The 19,288-nt window shown below is 42.5% G+C and carries 9 protein-coding genes and 1 pseudogene; all 10 read right to left on the bottom strand.

Annotation, left to right across the window (positions count from 1 at the left end; translation table 11 throughout):
* Positions 1-2: 2 nt before the first annotated feature.
* The 10 genes and pseudogenes from Bovatus_RS00180 to Bovatus_RS00140 all read right to left on the bottom strand — a co-directional run bounded on the left by Bovatus_RS00180 (position 3) and on the right by Bovatus_RS00140 (position 19,262).
* Positions 3-3,302 carry a SusC/RagA family TonB-linked outer membrane protein gene (locus Bovatus_RS00180; RefSeq protein ID WP_004296971.1) on the bottom strand — a complete coding sequence of 1,100 codons (3,300 nt, stop codon included), beginning with the start codon at positions 3,300-3,302 and terminating at the stop codon, positions 3-5.
* Positions 3,303-3,371: 69 nt separating this feature from the next.
* Positions 3,372-3,887: an RNA polymerase sigma-70 factor gene (locus Bovatus_RS00175; RefSeq protein WP_008021654.1), complete on the bottom strand. Its 516-nt coding sequence runs from the start codon at positions 3,885-3,887 to the stop codon at positions 3,372-3,374.
* A 703-nt stretch (positions 3,888-4,590) separates the two neighbouring features.
* Positions 4,591-7,422 (bottom strand): ligand-binding sensor domain-containing protein, encoded by a 2,832-nt coding sequence (locus Bovatus_RS00170; protein WP_004296975.1) that lies wholly within the window; start codon positions 7,420-7,422, stop codon positions 4,591-4,593.
* Between the two features lie 221 nt (positions 7,423-7,643).
* A complete protein-coding gene (locus tag Bovatus_RS00165; protein ID WP_004296976.1) occupies positions 7,644-7,946 on the bottom strand; it encodes a helix-turn-helix domain-containing protein in 303 nt (100 codons plus the stop codon).
* Positions 7,918-8,031 (bottom strand): annotated as a pseudogene (locus tag Bovatus_RS25110) (type II toxin-antitoxin system RelE/ParE family toxin); the annotation flags it as partial. The pseudogene Bovatus_RS25110 and the gene Bovatus_RS00165, both read right to left, overlap by 29 nt.
* Before the next feature lie 222 nt (positions 8,032-8,253).
* Positions 8,254-11,394 (bottom strand): glycoside hydrolase family 2 TIM barrel-domain containing protein, encoded by a 3,141-nt coding sequence (locus Bovatus_RS00160; RefSeq protein WP_004296978.1) that lies wholly within the window; start codon positions 11,392-11,394, stop codon positions 8,254-8,256.
* 93 nt (positions 11,395-11,487) lie between these two features.
* Positions 11,488-12,753: an alginate lyase family protein gene (locus Bovatus_RS00155; RefSeq protein WP_224440800.1), complete on the bottom strand. Its 1,266-nt coding sequence runs from the start codon at positions 12,751-12,753 to the stop codon at positions 11,488-11,490.
* Positions 12,754-12,805: 52 nt separating this feature from the next.
* Entirely contained in the window at positions 12,806-14,269 is a 1,464-nt protein-coding gene (locus tag Bovatus_RS00150) for an Ig-like domain-containing protein (protein WP_004296980.1), read from the bottom strand.
* Positions 14,270-14,303: 34 nt separating this feature from the next.
* Complete coding sequence (locus Bovatus_RS00145; RefSeq protein ID WP_004296981.1) at positions 14,304-16,025, bottom strand: RagB/SusD family nutrient uptake outer membrane protein; 1,722 nt, start codon at positions 16,023-16,025, stop codon at positions 14,304-14,306.
* Positions 16,026-16,052: 27 nt separating this feature from the next.
* Positions 16,053-19,262 (bottom strand): SusC/RagA family TonB-linked outer membrane protein, encoded by a 3,210-nt coding sequence (locus tag Bovatus_RS00140; RefSeq protein WP_200926977.1) that lies wholly within the window; start codon positions 19,260-19,262, stop codon positions 16,053-16,055.
* Positions 19,263-19,288: the final 26 nt, after the last annotated feature.

The raw sequence follows: 19,288 nt of genomic DNA, 5'->3' as shown, positions 1-19,288 counted from the left end.
CATTAAAAAGTTAGATTTAATCCGAAAGTCACTGTACGGACAAAGGGGAAACGTCCTGCTGCTGATACCTTACGGCTAGCCTCCGGATCCCATCCGTCGTTAATTTTAGAATATTCCCAAAGATCAGCACCTGCTACATATACACGACAAGAGCTAATAGCCTTCGTTTTAGCTAAAAAGGCAGAAGGTACATTATATCCCAATGTCACATTTTTCAGACGAATGTAAGAACCATCTTCCACTGACCAGGAAGAAGCCTGATAGTTGTAGTCATTGATTTCATTCTTATTACTATATGTCGGATAATAAGCACCCCGGTTCTCCGGACTCCACGTGTTACCTACCGATTGATTCGAAGTGTTCAGATATAATGCTTTCATCGGTATACGCCAAATCTCATTACCATTATTATCTCCCGTACGGAAGATTGTACGTTGAGCAGCACCCTGGAAAACCAATGATAAATCAAATCCCTTCCATTCTGCTCCTACATTAAAAGAGAAAGAGATTTTCGGATCATCTGTACCTAAATAAACAATATCATTCTGATCCAGTTTGCCGTCATTATTTACGTCAGCATACATATTATCTCCCAAACGGAAGTTTTGTTCTGTCAGTCCGATAGTATTACCAGTCAGGAAGCGATATAGATATTTTTGACGTTCTTCTTCTGTCTGTGCTTTGCCGGCATAACGCAAACCAAAAATACTATTCAACGGATAACCTTGCTGTTTATCAACAAAACCGGATTTCAGAACTGAAACTGCACCAATATCCGTCAGTTTATTCGTATTAAAAGAATAAGTACCTCCTACATGATAAGTGAAGTCTTTTCCAATCTTATCAGACCAGTTTACCATGACTTCCCATCCATGTGATCTGAATTTTCCATTGTTTGACATACCTGCGTTATCACCCAGAACTCCCGGATAAGAAACATTAATCAACATATTATCATTACGTTTCATGTATACTTCGGCAGTACCTGTCAGACGGGAATTGAACAAGGAAAAATCCAATCCTAAATTATAGTTCTTAATGCGTTCCCATTCACGTCCCAGAGAAGCGATTTTACCATTCGTATCTATGATAGTGCCTTTGTTAGGACCGATATAAGCTCCGCTTTGAGATTCAAATTTATAGAATTGTGTACCATCATATCGATCAATACCACTCTGGTTACCAACTTCACCATAAGAAAGACGGATTTTCAAATCGTTCAACCATTTGATGTTCTTCATAAACGCCTCTTCCGTAATACGCCATCCACCGGATATTCCATAAAAGAAGTCCCAGCGATTTTCCGGTTTAAACTTGGAAGAACCATCATAACGCATATTTACTTCCAATAAGTATTTTGACTTATAGTTATAATTTAAACGAGAATAGTAGGACATCACAGCCTCATGCCACTTCGTACCATGTTTATCTGTCAGATTTACCAGACCTGCCCCATTTACAGTTTCCAACGAGTTCTGTATATCTTTCACCGATACACCAAAATAATCATATTCTTTCAATTCATATTGAGTACCAACCATTGCACTTACATTATGATGCTGCGCAAATGTATTGTGATAATCAACATAACCTGCCATAGAATAGAAGTCTGTACGTGAACTTGTTTTCTCGTAAGACGACTCTTCCTGTTTGTAACCGTCGGCCTTGGTGTTTATCTTGGTTCCCGCATAATTATAAGAAGTAATAGCCATCTTCTTTATATCACGTGAAGCTACTCCGGAGTTATAACCGAGATTTGCTACTACATCCAGATGTTTATTAATATTGTAAGTGAATTTCTCACTGATATTAATTTCAGATACTTTCAGTTTATTATCTCCACCCAGTTCGGCAAACCAAATCGGTGACAACCAAGTTCCCCACGAATAAGGTTTTCCATCAATCGTAGAAGCCGGAAGTCCCGGTTGCGGATAACTGGAAGTCAATGTTCTATTCAGTTGTGAAGGAGCCACCTGATCCTGGCGGTTATAGGCTATCACAGATTCAATAGAAAAGTTATCAAAGACTTTCAGTTTATTAGTCAAACGAAGATTGAAACGCTGATTGTTATTATTTCCCCACTTCAAGTTACTGTCATCATACATATACCCTACGGACAAGCGATATAAATTCTTTTCTGTACCTCCGGAAACAGCTAAGTCATGTTGCGTAGAATAAGAATTGCCGAACAACACGTCTTGCCAGTTGGTATCCATGAACACGAAATCCATTACATCTGAATAGCTGGGAGCAAAAGGATTTGCACTGTGATCCAAATCAATGTATTTACCTTCATTAGCCAATGCCATTTTCGCATATTTCACCCATGAGTAAGAATCCGGCTGACCATCGTTCTGACAAGTCTGTAACACTGCATTTGCCCACTCGTTCATAGTCATCAGCTCCGGCTGCAATCCCACCATCTTGTAAGTGTATGAACCGCTATATTCTATTCTCGCTTTTCCTTCCTTTGCCTGCTTAGTGGTTACCAATACCACACCACCTGCAGCCCGGGAACCATAAATAGCAGCCGATGCATCTTTCAGAAAATTGATAGACTGAATATCGGAAGGGTTAATATTACGCAGTGCATTTACACCATCATAAGCAACTCCGTCAATAACGATCAATGGCTCCGCATTATTTGCAGAAACAGAACCACGCAATTTCAAGCCCCAGCTCTCATCTCCCGGAGCTGCCGAATTGCGAGTGATCGTAACACCCGGAACCTGACCTTGCATTGCCTGTAACGGACTTGACATCGTTCCTTTATTCTTCAACATTTTATCAGATACCACTGTTACAGCACCAGTCAATGTCTCCTTTTTTTGTGAACCGTATCCCACTACCACAACTTCGTCCAACACTTCGCTATCTTCCTGCAATTTTACATTTATCACAGTTTGCGCAGCCACATCTATAATTTGATCCTTATAACCAATATAGCTGAATTTCAACTTAGCTCCAGCAGGTACACCAATCGTATAATTTCCGTCAATATCCGTAATAGTTCCTTCTGTTCCTCCTATTACAGTAATATTCACACCAATCAATGGTTCGCCTATTGCATCAACGACTTGACCTTTCACTTTCTTTTGAGCCTGTGCCACTACTTGACTATCTTTCATGTTTGTATCGGCCCACGCCTTTGAAACAGGACAAAGTCCCAGCATTAATCCTAACGCAAACACCGCTGTTTTGTTAGGCCGCGAATTAAATATTAATCCTCTTCGTTTCATAAAATTAAATTTGAGGTTTAAAAATAGTATTAAATTTTTGTTCTCTAAAATAAGGTGAGGCATACAAGTACCTCTTTGTAAATTCTGACTCCTTTTCCATAAGCACAAAGGGTTATTTATTAATGAATAAGATTATATACAATTCCGGAAAAACTCGCGCATTTCACGACGTCCCAGAAACAGATGGTTTTCCACCGTCCTGCAACTTAAATTCAGTTCATTTGCGATTTCCGGAGACGTTTTATTTTCGAAGCGGTTCAATGTATAAATTAACCGACGTTGTTCGGGCATAGCAGCCAAGCGGGTCCGTTCCATTGTCATTAAATCATCACCGATAATTTTTTCTTCGGTTTCATTGGTAGAAGTGGACATAGTATCATAGATGTAGCTGTCTATCTCCTGTTTCTTATAATAACGACGGATATAGTCGATTACGATATTGCGGGCAATGGTGAACAAGAAATATTTCACTGTGTCCGGACGGAGCATTTGCTTGTAGTCCAGCAGACGTACAAATACATCCTGGGTTAGATCCTCCGCTTCGTAGCGATGAGTGATACGATAAGTAATATAGGTAAGAATCACCTGATAATATTCTTCATAAGAACGGGTGATAATGTTGTCGGAAGTGTTAGCTGTTGTCTCCATAATACTATCTTTTTCGGTTTTGATCACGATGCAAATATAGAGGTGATTTTGGATATAACAGCTCGAAAACAGGACAGAGTAATCTCCAAGAATCCAGATAGACTTATTTGCATATATATCATTATATATCAAGAAGTTACATTCACAACAAACAGAGTCTCATTTTATAATTTGATACTCTATTTACTAAAAAACAATGTATTTTCGCTCTCCTTATACCCATTTGCTTTCACCCCCTTCACCTCTTTACTCCCTTTCTTCACCATTTTGGCCTTTCCTTCATCTTACATTCAGGCTAATGATGATGCAGGACATTAAGAGATAAGTTCCTTTTCATTAATGATAAACTTGTTTTGCCCTTGTTGCAAAGTTGCTTTTGGTTAATGATAAACTATAAATGAAAGTTCTGATTATATAAATGCAAGTTTTGTTTTTATAAATGCAAGCTTTGATTATAAAAACAAAACTTGCATTTAAAGTTTGCTTCCTATAAAAAACAACTTTGCAATTAAGGAAAAGGAAGTTTAGATAGGGAGAAGAAGAACTTATCTAATAACAGATTGGAAATAGGAAAAGAATAAAAGAGAAGGGGTTCACCAAGTGAAAGGGCAGGGTTCACCCTCTAACCCCGATGAACAGGGAGAAGTGAAGGGTGAAGGTAATATGGATGCAAAATAGATTTCAGGGATAATAAGTCGGAAAGTTACTCTTCTTTGGCTGTTCCGCCGATACTACGGATGTATTCATTCGGAGTAACTCCCGTACTCTTTTTGAATGAGCGGAAGAAGGAGGCACGCGAACTGAATCCACAAAGTTCTGCCAGTGCAGTCAAAGTATAGCGGGAATATTGGCTATCCGCTACCATCTTTTTGAATTGGGTAACGCGATATTCGTTGATAAAATCATAGTAGGACTGATTAAGATACTGGTTCAAAAGATACGATAATGAATGTGAAGAAGTATCCAATGCAGAAGCCAGGTCACCCATCTTCAAATCGGGATTGATATATGGCCTTTCTTTCTCCACATAAGCCACCAGTTTTTTATGAAGTTCTTTACATTCCTCTTCGGTCAGTCTATTGGTCTTATATTTCTCTTCAACAACGGAAGGTTGTTGTTCTGAATTTACTTCCGGATGTTGTTCTACAGACTGTTCTCTTTGTTGTATCTCCTCCTCTGCTGATGATACCACAACCGGCGAAGCAGAAGAAACAAGCAAACGACGCATACGTTTCCAGACATAATACCGTATAAAGGCTATAATTCCTACGATTAATAAAACGGAAAGTCCCCATCCCCACCAAGGTATCATAGGGCATACCGTCACTTGACAGCTAGCTTCGGATTGCTCATTTCCCGGAAGACGTACACGAAAAGTATAAGTCCCGGAAGAAAGTCCGTAATAAGAAACTTCGTTCTGTGCAGCCAATAATTTCCAGTCCTTGTCCACTCCTTCCAGTCGATATTCATATAGTAAGGCAGATGGGAGACCATAAGCAAAGTCTGTGAAACAGAAAGTCAAATTATTCTGATTGTATTTCAAAGAGGAGCTGGTAAAAGGGACACCATTAGCTAATATGTCAGTAAATACGATCGAACGGACCTTGCCACGCACCTCGTCCACACGTTTCGGATCGACATAAATCAGTCCTTTAGTGTTACCAAACCACAATAGTCCTTTTTCATCTTTATAAGCAGCTCCATTCGTAAAAGTTGGTCCCGGCACTCCATCATTGAAAGTGAAAGCATCATATTCCTCTCCCTCTTCTTTGATACGCAATAACCCGTCATTGCAAGCCACCCACAACCAGCCTTGGTTATCTTCTATAACAGACATTAGCGAGTTGTCCGGAAGAGTAGAAAAGATAGAGCGGTTCTGGAAACGGTCCATCGTTAAAGTGGATGTAAACAGGCTTCCTTTCTCACGGATAAAATAGAGGTTGTGTTCAGCATCTTCGTAGATAGTACGAACCTTATCTTTATTCACGAATCCTTCGGGAAAGACATTGGAACGCAAACTTTGGGAAGCCGGGTCGTAAATACACATACCGGTTTCGGTAGCAATCCATCCTTTGCCGGTAGAGTCAAAACTGACTTCATACACATTGCCTTCCGGCAGTTGGGAGTTGGCACTGGTGAAGCTCTTTATCTGCTTTGTCTGTCCGTTATAGCTGAACAGCCCTTGCGAAGTACCTATCCAAAGATTTCCTTTGGCATCCGGTTTCACACAGAAGATATGTCCTTTCTGGAAAAGCTCCGTATCACCTTGGGCAAAATATTTCAGAGACAGCGTTTCCGGATTCAATACCATCATACCGCCACCATACGTACCGATGTAATATTCTCCTTGATAGAAGCAGATTGTCAGTATCAAATCCGAGGTCAAGACGGGTTTTACAAAACTCTTCACTACTCCGGTAGCTTCGTTTATATAAAACAAGCCGTCACGCGAACCGATGACCTTCTCTTGCCCTTTGTTTACAAAAGAACGGATGGAAAGATTGGCCGAATTAAACAAAGGTGGATAATCATACGTACGGAAAAGGCCGTTCTGATAGAGTGAATAATCCAGTCCTGCCTGAAAATGCCCCACCCAGACGGCACCTCTATCATCTATAAGTAAGGAATAAATAGAATTACTGCGAATTCCTTCCTTATCATTGACATCATGGTAAAAACGACGTGTCACTTGTTGGTCTTTGTGTGAAAGGAAGTGTACGCCATTGCCGTCAGTAGCTATATACACAGTCCCTTTACCATCGCTGGAAATATCGGAAATGACATCGCACCCCAAAGATACCGCATGAGAGAATGATTCCTTCTTTATATCGAAACGTACTACACCTTGGCTCATTGTACCGAGATAGAGCGTTTCGCCGATACGAGTAAGGCAACGGAAATAATCGGCTTCGGGCACATTCTCCTGAAAATGCCAGGAATCAATCTTGCCGTCTTTCAGTGAATAAGAGAACAATCCCTGTACCGTGGCCAACCATAATACCGTTTTATCTTCATTCAGACAAATATCCATGATTCTGTTACAGGCGGCAAGCATATTCCGGTCTGTCAAGACTTGAAGCAACTGACCGTCTTTATGAATGAATAAGCCTTTCTCTGTGCCGATATAAAGAATATCTCCATCGGCCAGTAACGTATTGACGGCAAAGTCTATCTTTTCGGGGACAATCCTTTCCAATTGGCTGTTTGGGCGATTCAACCGCCAAAGCCCGATTCCGTTTCCCACCCAAAGTTGTTTATTGGATGTTTCCGTAACACTGTTTACCCGTTTCTTTCTTCCCGACTCAATGCCACGGAATTCAAAATGGCGCACTTTCACACCATCAAAACGGTCGAGGCAATTATCCGTCCCCAACCATACAAAACCTTCGGAATCTTTATAAATGGCATTCACCAACAGTCCGGATAGCCCGTCGGACATGACGACATTACGGAATGTATAGTTTTGGGCTTGTAGATTACCCCCACAAGCCAAATATATTAATATAAGAATCAGATATTTAATCGTGTTCTTCACTTACAACTGCTTCCTTTCATATTAAACATGTGACAAACATACATAAAAATCTCCAAAAGAGCACATTCCTTTTTTAAAAAAGTAGCCCCTTCGTATTCTCTATATGTACATAACTAAATACGAAGGGGGTAAATAATTTACTCAATACAATCCAAATAAAAACAAAAGTCCCGAACCAAATAAATGGAATGGGACTTTTTATTATTGCAAAATAACCTAAATCATAAAGCAGGTTTAAGCTCAATCGTTAATCCTAAAGCATTTATGATACGATAGAAAGTAGCAACACTCGGAACTGTAATGCCTTTCTCAATGCGTGAGATGTATGATTTGTTGGCACCGATACGTTTTGCAAGCTCTTCCTGCGTCAATCTGGCATTCTTTCGCGCATCCAAAAGTATTTGACTCGTATAAAAAGCATAAGCTTCTTCGTCAAACTTCGCACGTTCAGGAGTGCCCAGTGCTCCATACTGTGCTTCTAACACAGCACTGTAATCAACGATTTGATGATTGTTTGTCTCCATAATAAGCCTCCTTTATTTTTAACGCCTTTTCTATCTCTCCTGATGGTGTCTTCTGACTCTTTTTCTGAAAGCCATTGAATAAGACATAATCTTACGTTTCATATTACAAATATACGCCAAGTTGTACAATTATGCAACCTGGCGTTAGATTTTAACAGTAAAAAAGACTATAATCATTTCTTTTGCCGTACTCCATCCTTCCCGTTTCAGTAGTTCTGTCTCTTCCCGATTAGGAGAATGTGGAGAACCCATAGCGCAATACTTATCAATCACATTTCCATTATCTCTATGCTATTCTAATTATTTATCAGTCTATCAATTCAATCATATAGCTATAAACATATTTTTTATCAAGCAAACGATATTTATTGTGTGGATACATCCCCCAACTATTATCACCGCCTAATCCGCATTGCTTCAAATCAACATGCAGGAAAATATTCTTTTGCGGAACAATATCAATGGTATGCTGCAATTTGCGGGTCAAACCGGGGTCAAGGTCTTCCGGTGAGAAATGCAGAGCGGAAAATGCGATAGGTTGCAGACCTGTAATCTTCACTCCCTCTCCTTCACTATTCAATAAAGCCAGCCAACGAACATCCGTTTTATTTCCGGTTTCCTGTGGACGTATATACCAATAGAACTGATTGTCGACTTTATCCTCATATCGCCCGATGAACGAGCTTGAATAACGGTCGATGTAGTTTTCAAAAGGTCCCCTACCATAATAAGTCAGATTTTCATAGGGTTGTTGCAATTCCATCCGCATACCGAAGCGAGGAAGTTCAGGAAGTCTCGTTCCTGTCAAGTCAATACTTCCTGTCACAATAATAGATGCATTATTACGTATCAAATATTCTATCGTGTAAGGAACTTGAATGTCACTTAATATCCAATCAATTTTTATGGACAATTCTTTTTCGTTCTTTTCCTCTATAACCACGTTCTTCACATAACGGTTCACATGCGCTGTCCGCCAGACACCTGCCAACCAGGGCATTTTATTCCCGAAATCATTATCAACCGGAGCACGCCAAAAAGCCGGTTCCGGATATTGCTTAATGGGTTGTTTGCCGTTTATGCTATAATTAAACAGCACTCCTTTTTTCAAATCAATCTTACCGGAGACGGCATCCGACTGAAAAGATAAAACATTGTCTTTCGTTTCATAAGACAACTTACCCGAACAAGCCGAAAGAGAAGCAAAGAAACTGCCTCTATTTAGCTTTATCTGTTCCTTAGCCACTTCATAATGTACAGGAATTAAATCGGTAGCAACCTTTGTATAGGCATAGAGGTTGAGAAAATATTCATTTCCATCTTCCGGAATGACTGGAAGATTCAATCGTACCTCTTTTTCCGCATGAGGTTTTAATTCAACATTGAAATTTCCTGTAGAGAATTTCTCTCCGTTCTTATATACTTCCCAAGTAAAAGCATATTCATTCAGATTGGTAAAATCATAACGATTCCTGATTGAAACAATCCCTTTACTCAAATCTTTCGCGTTAAACTGAATGTACTGATAGACTTTCTTTACTTCATACGCTTGTGGTTTGGGAATGCCATTAGCAGAAATTAAGCCGTCGGTTCCTGTATTTAATTCCCCTTTCCTATCTTCCAGCCATTTATAACTTCCCATTTTTCCATTGTACGTCCAGTAGATGCGTCCGTCTCCCGGTTCTGTCTTCATTTTAAACCCTTGATCCATAAAGTCCCAAATAAAACCACCTTGCAAATTTGGACTGTCATAAATAACATCCCAAAGGTCTTTGAAGTTACCATTACTATTCCCCTGGGCATGGGCATACTCACACATGATAAAGGGGCGCTGTTTACCGGACTTGGCATATTCCGTTATTTTCCACATATTGGGATACATCGGACATACAATATCTGTATTCCAGTCCTCCCAAGCCTGTTCGAATTGCACAAAACGACTTGGGTCATATTCTTTCAGACGTTTATATTCATCATGGAATACGATTCCATTACCACATTCATTCCCTAACGACCAGCCTATGACGCACGGATGATTTTTATCTCTTTCCACCATACGGGTGATACGGTCTACATGAGCCGCATACCATTCGGAACGATAAGCAGGATGCGGAATGGTATCTTTGAAATAAGGAACTGAGCCCATTCCGTGGGTTTCAATATTGGCTTCATCTATAATGTAAATGCCATATTGGTCACATAATTTATAAAACAACGGATGATTGGGATAATGACTGGTACGAACAGCATTCATATTCAGTTGTTTTATCAATTTCAGGTCATTCATCATAATTTCGCGAGTTTGGACGTGCCCCAAGCTGTCATTATGCTCATGACGGTTCACGCCTTTTATATAAGTCGGAACACCATTCACCAATAATCGAGCATTCTTTATTTCTATCTTTCTGAAACCGGTCTTACAGGCAGTAACTGCAAGCTGCTTGTTTTTATCATCCCAAAGTGTGATGACACAATCATAAAGAGATGGCTTTTCAGCATTCCATTTGGATACATTCTTAATGACGCCCGAAAAAGCTAATTGGGTAAACTCATCTTCTATGTCAAATTTCTTTTGTTGTGACAAAACTATTTTGCCGGTTTTATCCAATAATTCCAGTTTGAGTGTTCCTTTTTTTACATTATTACCTGTAAATTCACGCAAATCTACGGTAGCATTGAATATACCATTCTTATATGTACTATCCAAACTTGATTTTAAGAAAAAATCCCAAATAGTCAGTTTAGGGTAAGCTTGCAAGAATACATCACGTTCAATCCCGGTCAGTCGCCAAAAATCCTGGTCTTCCATATAGCTGCCATCATGCCAGCGATAAATCTGTACTGCCAGTAAATTTTCTCCTTCTTTCAGATAGTTCGTCACATTAAATTCAGCCGGTGTTTTGGAAGCTTTGGTCATTCCGACTTGCTGCCCGTTCACATAAATGCGGGCATAGCCGCTAATGGAGCCGAAGTGCAGAAATACTTCGCGCTCCTGCCAGTTTCGAGGAACCGTAAATGTGCGCCGATAGGTACCCACAGGATTGTCTACGTCAATATAAGGTGGATTGGATGAAAATACATACTGAATGTTGCGGATTATCGGTTCACCGAATCCTTGGATTTCCCAGTTAGAAGGAACTGTTATTGTATCCCAATTACTGTCGGGTAAATCTATCCGATAAAAATCTTTTATGCTCGCTGCTATAGTAGGGGCATAGATAAACTTCCACACACCATTCAACGAATGTTGCCAAGACGATTTTCGGGGTTTGTCGTTCACTGCATCCTCTGCCTGTTCGTAGAGACGAAAGTCAGCATGTGGCCTCTCTTTGTTCCACTCATATTTGGCGGGATTTTCCCACTCGTTGTTTTGCGCCTTTGCCGTTTGAGGCAAACTATAAAAGAAGCAGATAAAGAATAATAAGGTAGGAAATAATCTATTTATCATAAGGAAAGAGTTGTGAAGGTTTCACAGAGTAGTATCAAGGAGTTAAGAAGTCTAACCTCTTAACTCCTTGAAATCAGCCGGAAAACTCAAAAGTTATTCTTCAGTATATAATAATGTCCCAAATCCCAAATCGCCGGCTTCAGCAGTTCCACGCTCACCATATCCTTCGGGGCGTTCCTTTTCGGCAAAGGCTTGAGAATAGGGTGCATTCATACCTTTCACCTTGGCATAATGGTTGTAGAGGAGTTCCCATCCCGGACGGGCACGCCCCTTAGCCTCGGCCGACACCTTCTCGTGCCAACCATATTTGGGGTGATAGTAAGGTTCGAAAGGCATTTCTACATCTTCAGCCGAAGTCAAGTTATACTTAGCCGTATATTCGCAGAGGTCGAGAACAATGTTGTCGTTGTAGGCAAAAAGGTCGATACCCATGTTATAAGCCGTACGGCAGAAGTAAGCGTGCAAACCGACATTGAGAGTGGCGTGCCCCTGGTCGCGTCCCATCTCCTGGCTCTGTGCCAAATGTCTGCCTTTCACTTTTCCTTCCGGGTCTTCGTGCATACCTCTCACCGACCACTCGATACAGCCCATACCTTTTCCGTGGTAGAAAAACTCCAGGGCTTGTTTAATCTTAGCATCGTCATCATTCAGCACGCCGATAGAAAGAATGGTGAGCATGGCGGGCAGATCCCAACTCATCCAACCTGCAATGGCTGAAGAGTTAAAGTGGTTATCTAAGAAATCGTCGCAGATAGGATAGAAAGTTTTATCTATCCATTTCTTGAAGATTTCGAAATCCTCGGTTTTCCAGCCTTCGTAGTCGCGCATCAGTTCAGCGGGAGCAGCAAACTGGTAACCGATAAATCCGGCAGCAAGCAGGCGATGGCTGTCGTCAGGCCACGTTTTATAGTTCACCCCTTTACAAGTTTTAGCCCATCCGTTCAGAATTTTAATAGCCGCTTTCGCATAATCTTCATCTCCCGAAATTTTCCAGCGTAAAGCCAACTGATAAGCGGCACCGGCATCAAAAGCAGCCGTATTGAAGTTTCCGCCTTTTGAGTGGCGCACAATTTCTTCTTGCGGATTTGAGTTATAATTCAGTTGGGCAAATCGGCTGTCGCACAATTTTTGCCAACCACTAATCCAAGGTTCGGCGCCTTCATTCACTTTACGGCGTGCACGTTCAAAATCGGCTTCGGTGTTCACCAGACAAGGGTGCTTGATGGTGTACTCATAATTTTCATTGGGGTTGATTTCGCGTTGCCATGGTTCGGGAGTTCCGTTCTCGAACTCAGCACTACAGCCGGTCAGCAACACAAGTGCCATGCTGCCCACGAAGGTATAAATCAAATTTTTCATATATTCAATATTCATTTTGTTATTCAATCAGTTTCTGAGAAGTCGGCTACCATTATTCGGCTTTTTCAGCTTTAATCAAATCTTTCAGTTCCTGTTCCGATTCGAAGGTCTTCACCCAATCCACATAGATACTGCCAGTTTCGCTGGCTTCATACCATATTTTCCAAAATTGAAGTTCCACCGTGTCGTACTTCGTCAATGCAGTAGGCATATACTGTTGATTCTTGCCGAGGAATTTCTTCGTAAAGTCGGCGTAGAATACTTTGTATTCGCCACAATCTGCCACAGTCATGGCGTTTTTTCCTTTATCGGTATCTTCGCCATATTTACCGGCTACGGTAATGCCGCTTCCACCCCAAATGTCGAGATACCACTCTATGCTTGTTGATGCTTCGAACACATTTTCGGGGAATTTCACTTTAAAGGCCAAGATGGGATAGTTGGTTACGTTGAACCCAAATCCTCCGGTACGACAAATGCGCACAGCCTTGTAAGCCTTATCGTCACCGGGTAATATGCGAAGTACTCCGTCGTTCTCCATCCATTCAAATTCTCGATGATTGAAATTGCCGAATGGTTGCCAGATGTTCTCAATGGTAAATTGGTCGTTCATCAATCCCTCACTCACATTGATACTCATCGTAGCTTTGATAGGTTTACCGTCGCCATAGTCTGCCAAAGCAGTAATCACGGCATTGCCGTAAGCCTTCGCCACAAACCGGCCTTTTTCGTCAATCTCTACAACATCGGGCTTGCTGCTTTCCCATGCGATGTACGACAGCGTAGCGTCTGCCGGCGTTACATTCATCTGCGGAGTATAGGTTTCGCCTAAAGCCAGCTTATCGGTATCCTTCACGAATTCCATACTTTCGATATAAATAATAGGCTTCACCTTAATCTCAAACACTTTTGTGAAATGTTTGTCGTCAGTAGCGGTGACTTGTATGCGTGCCGTTCCTTCGGCCACACCTTTCACCTCGCCTTTTTCATTGACGGTGGCTTTATCGGGAGTAAGGCTTTTCCAAATCACTCCGGGGTAAGTGGGATCGACCGGAGTAGTCTGCCAAATGAGCGGCAGAGTCGAGGTAACAAACACTTCAAGCTCTTCATTAGTAAGACTGATATCAGTGATGTGAATGATTTCGTTTACCACCTTCACATTGATGGTCGAAGTGGCAGAATAGCCTACAACCGGTTTGGCCGAAATGACCGTATTACCGGCCTTCACTGCAGTGATGCGTCCTTCGGCATCTACGGTAGCCACATCGGGCACAGTCGATTTCCATACCACCTCTTTGTTGAAAGCCTCATCCGGGCCTACGGTATATTTTATCAAAGTATCAGTGCCTATCAGCAGAGGCAGTTCGGGAGTCACCTCAAGGTTGATTTCCTTAACGAGCACTCTCTCTTCTAAAACGGGGGATACATCGTCATCGTTGCACGAAACGGTCACCACCAAGGCACCCGCCAACAGTGTTGCAAATGCACCCTTTTGAAGTATGTTTTTGTATGTCATAATTCGATTACTTTATAAATGAATAATGAATGGATTATTGGTTCCAACCCGGATTTTGTTTCAAGTTGGAGTTCAGCTTGAGTTGGTCAGTGGGCAGCGGCAACAAGTAATGCTTTTCGTGCCAGTTGCGTCCTTTTTCGTGAATAATGCAGCCTTCACCATCTTTGTCTTTAAAAGAAGCATCGGGCCATCTGCTTTCAAAATCAGTATCTTTCCACTTCACACCGGTGAGATTCATCGGCATTTCGTCTTCGGCCGTCTTCCAACGCTTCAGATCATCAATGCGGAAATTCTCATCGAAAAACTCGATGGTACGCTCACGACGAATCTCTGTGCGCATATCCAAATTATTTGCCGTGACAAAGTCGTTAGTCAAGTCAGGCATTTCGGGGTTAATGCGTTTACGTGTCAAGTTCAAGCTGATAGCCAAGTCTTCATCTGATATTTGTCCATCGCGTTCAAACACAGCTTCGGCATAGTTCAGCAGCACCTCGGCATAGCGGATGACGGGGAAGTCGTAAGCTTCCATACCGGTGGGCACTCCGTCACGTTCGCTGCACCACTTGTGGGGAAAGTAGCCCGTACCGGTTTGAGGCATGAAGTTCCTATGCGAGGCATTGGCTATTTCGGCAGCATCGCCGCTCCAATCAATGCGTCCGCCATTTGTACCCCAATAAGTCTGTCCGGGCACCATAAGCTGATTGTTCATGCGGTTGTCGCGATTTTTATATTCATCATCCACTTTCGTGTAATTCCACGTTTGGGGATTGATGGGTAACCCATTGCTTTGCAGATACATATTAGCCATTTTGCGAGTAACGTACAAGGCATTGCCCAAACGCCCTTGTGTAATGTTGAAACCAATAGAATTGATAACAGGGTCGTGGCGGCGGGTAAAGATATACTCTTTATTACCTGTTTTATTGATATTGGCAGGGTTTGACTTTTCATTCTCCAAGATAAAGAGATACTTGTAGGCTTCCGTTCCCAATTCTTGAGGAGCAAAAAGCTCGAATGCTCCGCCCGCCATTACATCATGAGCCGCCTGTGCTGCGGTATTGAGCAAATCTTTTGTACGTTCGGTATTTTGACCGCCATTATGAAATTTCTCCCATGTACCTTCGTAAAGGGCTACACGCGAAAGAAACGCCAAAGCGGCTTCGCTGGAAAGGCGACCTTCATCGCTGCTGCTGATAGCCTTATCAACGGGCAATAGTTTAGCGGCTTCTTTCAAGTCGTCAATGATGAAGTCAGCCACCTCGGTACGCGGATTGCGAGCCTTCTGCATCTCAGGCGAGTCGATGTCGAGCGGCGTGCGGGCTATGATAAGGTCACCGTAAGCCTGCAATAACTCGAAGTAACAATAAGCACGGAAGAAACGGGCTTCCCCCACTGAAATGGCAATGTCGGCTTGTTGTTCATACGCATCAGCCTGTTGCAACAAGGTGTTGACTTGGCGAATACGATTGTAATTGTCGGCATAATGCTTGTCGGATGACGGAATGCTGTTCGTTCCGTTACTATAGATGTTCACCGTGCTGCCGGCAAACAAATCCGAGCGAATATCGGCGTGCTGACTGTCGTCGAGCCATCGAAAGTCGGCCGACCAGCCATAGAACTGGGTGGCAAAAAGTTTGAAGTGTTCGGGCGACTTCCAATAGTTGGTATCCGCCAATTGCGTCTTGGGCTCAAGGTCTAAACACGACTGCATGGTCATGGCGCAAATAATTCCTAAAATATATACTATTTTTTTCATTGTTATCTTCAATATTAAGAATAAAAATTAGAATGTGGCATTCACACCGAAAGTCACGGTGCGGTTAAACGGATAGCGTTGCTTGTTTTCCACCTTACGGGTGGCTTCGGGATCCCAACCATCGGTGATATACGATTTTTCCCATAAATCGGCGCCCGATACATAAATACGCAAGTTGCTGATGAAACCGCTCTTATTCATCCATGCCTTTGGCAATGTGTAACCAAGTACAATCTCTTTGAGACGCAGGTAAGCTCCGTTATCGGCCGACCAGGTAGAGGGAATGTAGTTGTAATTATTGATGTCATTACTGTTTGAATAAGTAGGAAAATGGTTATTGGGAGTTTCAGGACTCCATACATTACCCACCGACTGGTTGGTAGTGTTCAGCCAAATAGCCTTGAAAGGCACTTTCCAAGAGTCGATTTCACGATAGATGGTACGCTTGCCCACACCTTGGAATACGGTATTGAAATCGAATCCTTTCCACTCGCATCCGAAATTAAACGAGAACGAATATTTGGGGTCGTCGGAACCGAGAAATACAAGGTCATCTTGTGTCAGTTTACCGTCTTTGTTCACATCTTCATACATGTGGTCGCCCAAACGCAAGTTGGCAGGCAGGGCGATAGAGTTGCTGCCCACATATTTGTCCACGTAATAGTCCAGTTGGTCTTGGTTTTGTACCTTGCCCACATAGCGGTAGCCAAATACCGAATTGAGCGGATAGCCATTCACAGCTTCGTTATAACCTGCGCTCACCACGATGTTACCTCCATCAACGAGTTTATTGGTCATATAGGTTAACGTACCGCCAACATGGTAGTTGAAACTGCCTATCTTATCATGCCAAGTCAAACTAACATCGTAACCATTGGCTTCAAACTTACCACTATTCGTACTGGGAGCAGTTCCGCCCAGAACACCGGGATGCAGACGCGAAACCAACATATTATCGTTTTTCTTTTTAAAGATCTCGAACGTACCCGTAAAGCGATTGTTGAAGAATCCGAAGTCAATACCCAAGTTATAGTTGTAAATACGTTCCCAAGTACGCACAGTGCTCACCAGTCCGGCAGATTCCACATAGGTTCCTTTCGAGTTGCCCAACAAAGCACCGCTGTTCGATTTGTAGTTGTAAAGTTGGATGCCGTCATAGCGTCCGATACCATTTTGGTTACCTACCTCACCATATGAGGCACGTAGTTTCAGTTCATTCACATAGTCACGCAAGTTCTCCATGAATTTCTCTTCAGTGATACGCCATCCGGCTGATGCGCCCCAGAAGAAGTTCCAGCGATTCTTGGGCAAGAATTTCGAAGAGCCGTCGTAGCGAGCATTCACTTCTACCATATATCTTGACTTATAGTTGTAATTCAAGCGACCGAAATAAGAGAGAATAGCTTCCTCCCAACGGTCTACCTTGTCTATGTAGATTTGTCCTTTACCGTTAAGCGATTCGATTGCCGCTTCCACGTCCATTGCTTTGGTACCGCTATAATCGTAAGCGGCATAGTCATATTGCACACCTCCCATAAGCGATATGTCGTGAGCCTCATCAAATAATTTCTTATAAGTGAGAAAAGCTGATGCCGTGTAATTATCGGTACGTGCAGAGCTTTTAGTATACGATGATTTTTCTTTTGCAGGATAGGGAGAGTTCTCGTTTTGAATCGGTGTGCCATCGTATTGATACCAATCAATTGAAAGATACTGTTCGTCACGGGCCGCATTGTTCGTTGAGTACCCCAAAGTACCTTGAAAATCAAGGCCATCCAATATGTTCACTTTCAAAATCTCGTTCACATTCATAGTGGTCACTACAAGTTTGTTGTCACCTCCCAACTCGGCCGACCAGTTGGGAGTATGAATGCCTCCCCACGCATACGGTTTGCCATCGATGGTCGAAACCGGTAACCCTGGCTGCGGTATGCTACTGCCTAATATACTACCAATCTGTGTAGGAGCCACCTGATGCTGACGACTGGCTGACATATTGCTTTCCAAGCTGATACGGTCGTTTATCTTGAAGCTGTTGAATAAACGTACGTTATAGCGTTCGTTCGAGTTGTTCCCCCATTGCAGCGTCCCTTGGTCATTCAAATAACCAAGCGAGAGCCGGTAGGTCGATTTCTCCGAACCTCCGCTTATGCTGAGGTTATGTTGGGTAGAAGTAGCGTTCCCCCACAGCACATCAGTCCAGTTCATATCATGAAACACAAAGTCGGCCACACCGCGGAATCCTCCCGGAATGGGATCTTCATCGGGATTATTTCCACCATGCAGATTAATCCAACTCCCCTTCATCGCTTTAGCCAAACGGGCATAGCGCACCCAGTTGTCGTCTTCGCCATAGCCGTCATTCAAGCGGGCTTGGAGCACACCATCCGTCCATTCGTCCATACTCATCATGCGGGGCTGCAAACCCACAATTTTACGTGTAACCGAACCACTATATTCCACCTTGGTTCTGCCGGCATCGGGACGTTTGGTAGTTACCAAAATCACACCACCTGCCGCTTTTGCACCATAAATGGCAGCCGAAGCATCTTTCAGGAAGTTAATGGTTTCGATGTCATCGGCATTGAGTTGAGCTATCTCACTCACACCACTGGCAGGTACACCGTCAATAATCAAGAGAGGTTCTACCTTGTTCTTCGATACAGAACCACGGATTGAGACACCCCATCCCTCTTCACCGGGAGCAGCCGACGAGCGGGTGATGCGTAAACCCGGCACCTGACCTTGCATGGCCGAAAGCGGATTGGATACCGTACCTTTGTCTTTAAAAAGTTTTTGGTCGACCACTGTTACCGAGCCTGTCAACGACTCTTTCTTCATACTGCCGTATCCCACCACTACAACTTCCAGGAGTAGTTCAGAGTCTTCTTTCAATACAATCTTCAAACTGGTTTCATGGCCTTTCACTTGAACTTCTTCCGTTTTGTAACCGATATATGAGATAACCAAAGTTCCTTTGGCATCTTTCAATGAGAAGTTTCCGTCAATGTCAGTCATACAGCCATTGGTGGTGCCTTTTACCATAACATTAGCACCGATAACGGGCTCGCCATTGGAATCCACGATTTTACCTTTAATTGTACCAGTCTGCAATACGACTTGCACTTCCCCGGCATCTGCAAAGACAGCCTGCGAGCCACCTGCTATAAGAGCAGAGGCTATCACCGTGGAGAATAGAATCCTTCTCGATGAAAATCTGAAGAGACTTTTTTTCATATACATAAAATTTAAAACTAACATTT

Origin of the sequence: Bacteroides ovatus, assembly GCF_001314995.1 — a bacterium.
Lineage (GTDB): Bacteria > Bacteroidota > Bacteroidia > Bacteroidales > Bacteroidaceae > Bacteroides > Bacteroides ovatus.
The sequence above is the reverse complement of the archived record's forward strand: the minus strand, read 5'-3'. Positions and strand labels throughout refer to the sequence as shown.

Bases quoted from the DNA above. Each gene is read 5' to 3' on its own strand.
- Bovatus_RS00165 (WP_004296976.1), bottom strand. From the start codon at position 7,946: ATGGAGACAAACAATCATCAAATCGTTGATTACAGTGCTGTGTTAGAA.
- Bovatus_RS00150 (WP_004296980.1), bottom strand. From the start codon at position 14,269: ATGACATACAAAAACATACTTCAAAAGGGTGCATTTGCAACACTGTTG.
- Bovatus_RS00175 (WP_008021654.1), bottom strand. From the start codon at position 3,887: ATGGAGACAACAGCTAACACTTCCGACAACATTATCACCCGTTCTTAT.
- Bovatus_RS00155 (WP_224440800.1), bottom strand. From the start codon at position 12,753: ATGAAAAATTTGATTTATACCTTCGTGGGCAGCATGGCACTTGTGTTG.
- Bovatus_RS00180 (WP_004296971.1), bottom strand. From the start codon at position 3,302: ATGCCTCACCTTATTTTAGAGAACAAAAATTTAATACTATTTTTAAAC.
- Bovatus_RS00140 (WP_200926977.1), bottom strand. From the start codon at position 19,262: ATGAAAAAAAGTCTCTTCAGATTTTCATCGAGAAGGATTCTATTCTCC.
- Bovatus_RS00160 (WP_004296978.1), bottom strand. From the start codon at position 11,394: ATGATAAATAGATTATTTCCTACCTTATTATTCTTTATCTGCTTCTTT.
- Bovatus_RS00145 (WP_004296981.1), bottom strand. From the start codon at position 16,025: ATGAAAAAAATAGTATATATTTTAGGAATTATTTGCGCCATGACCATG.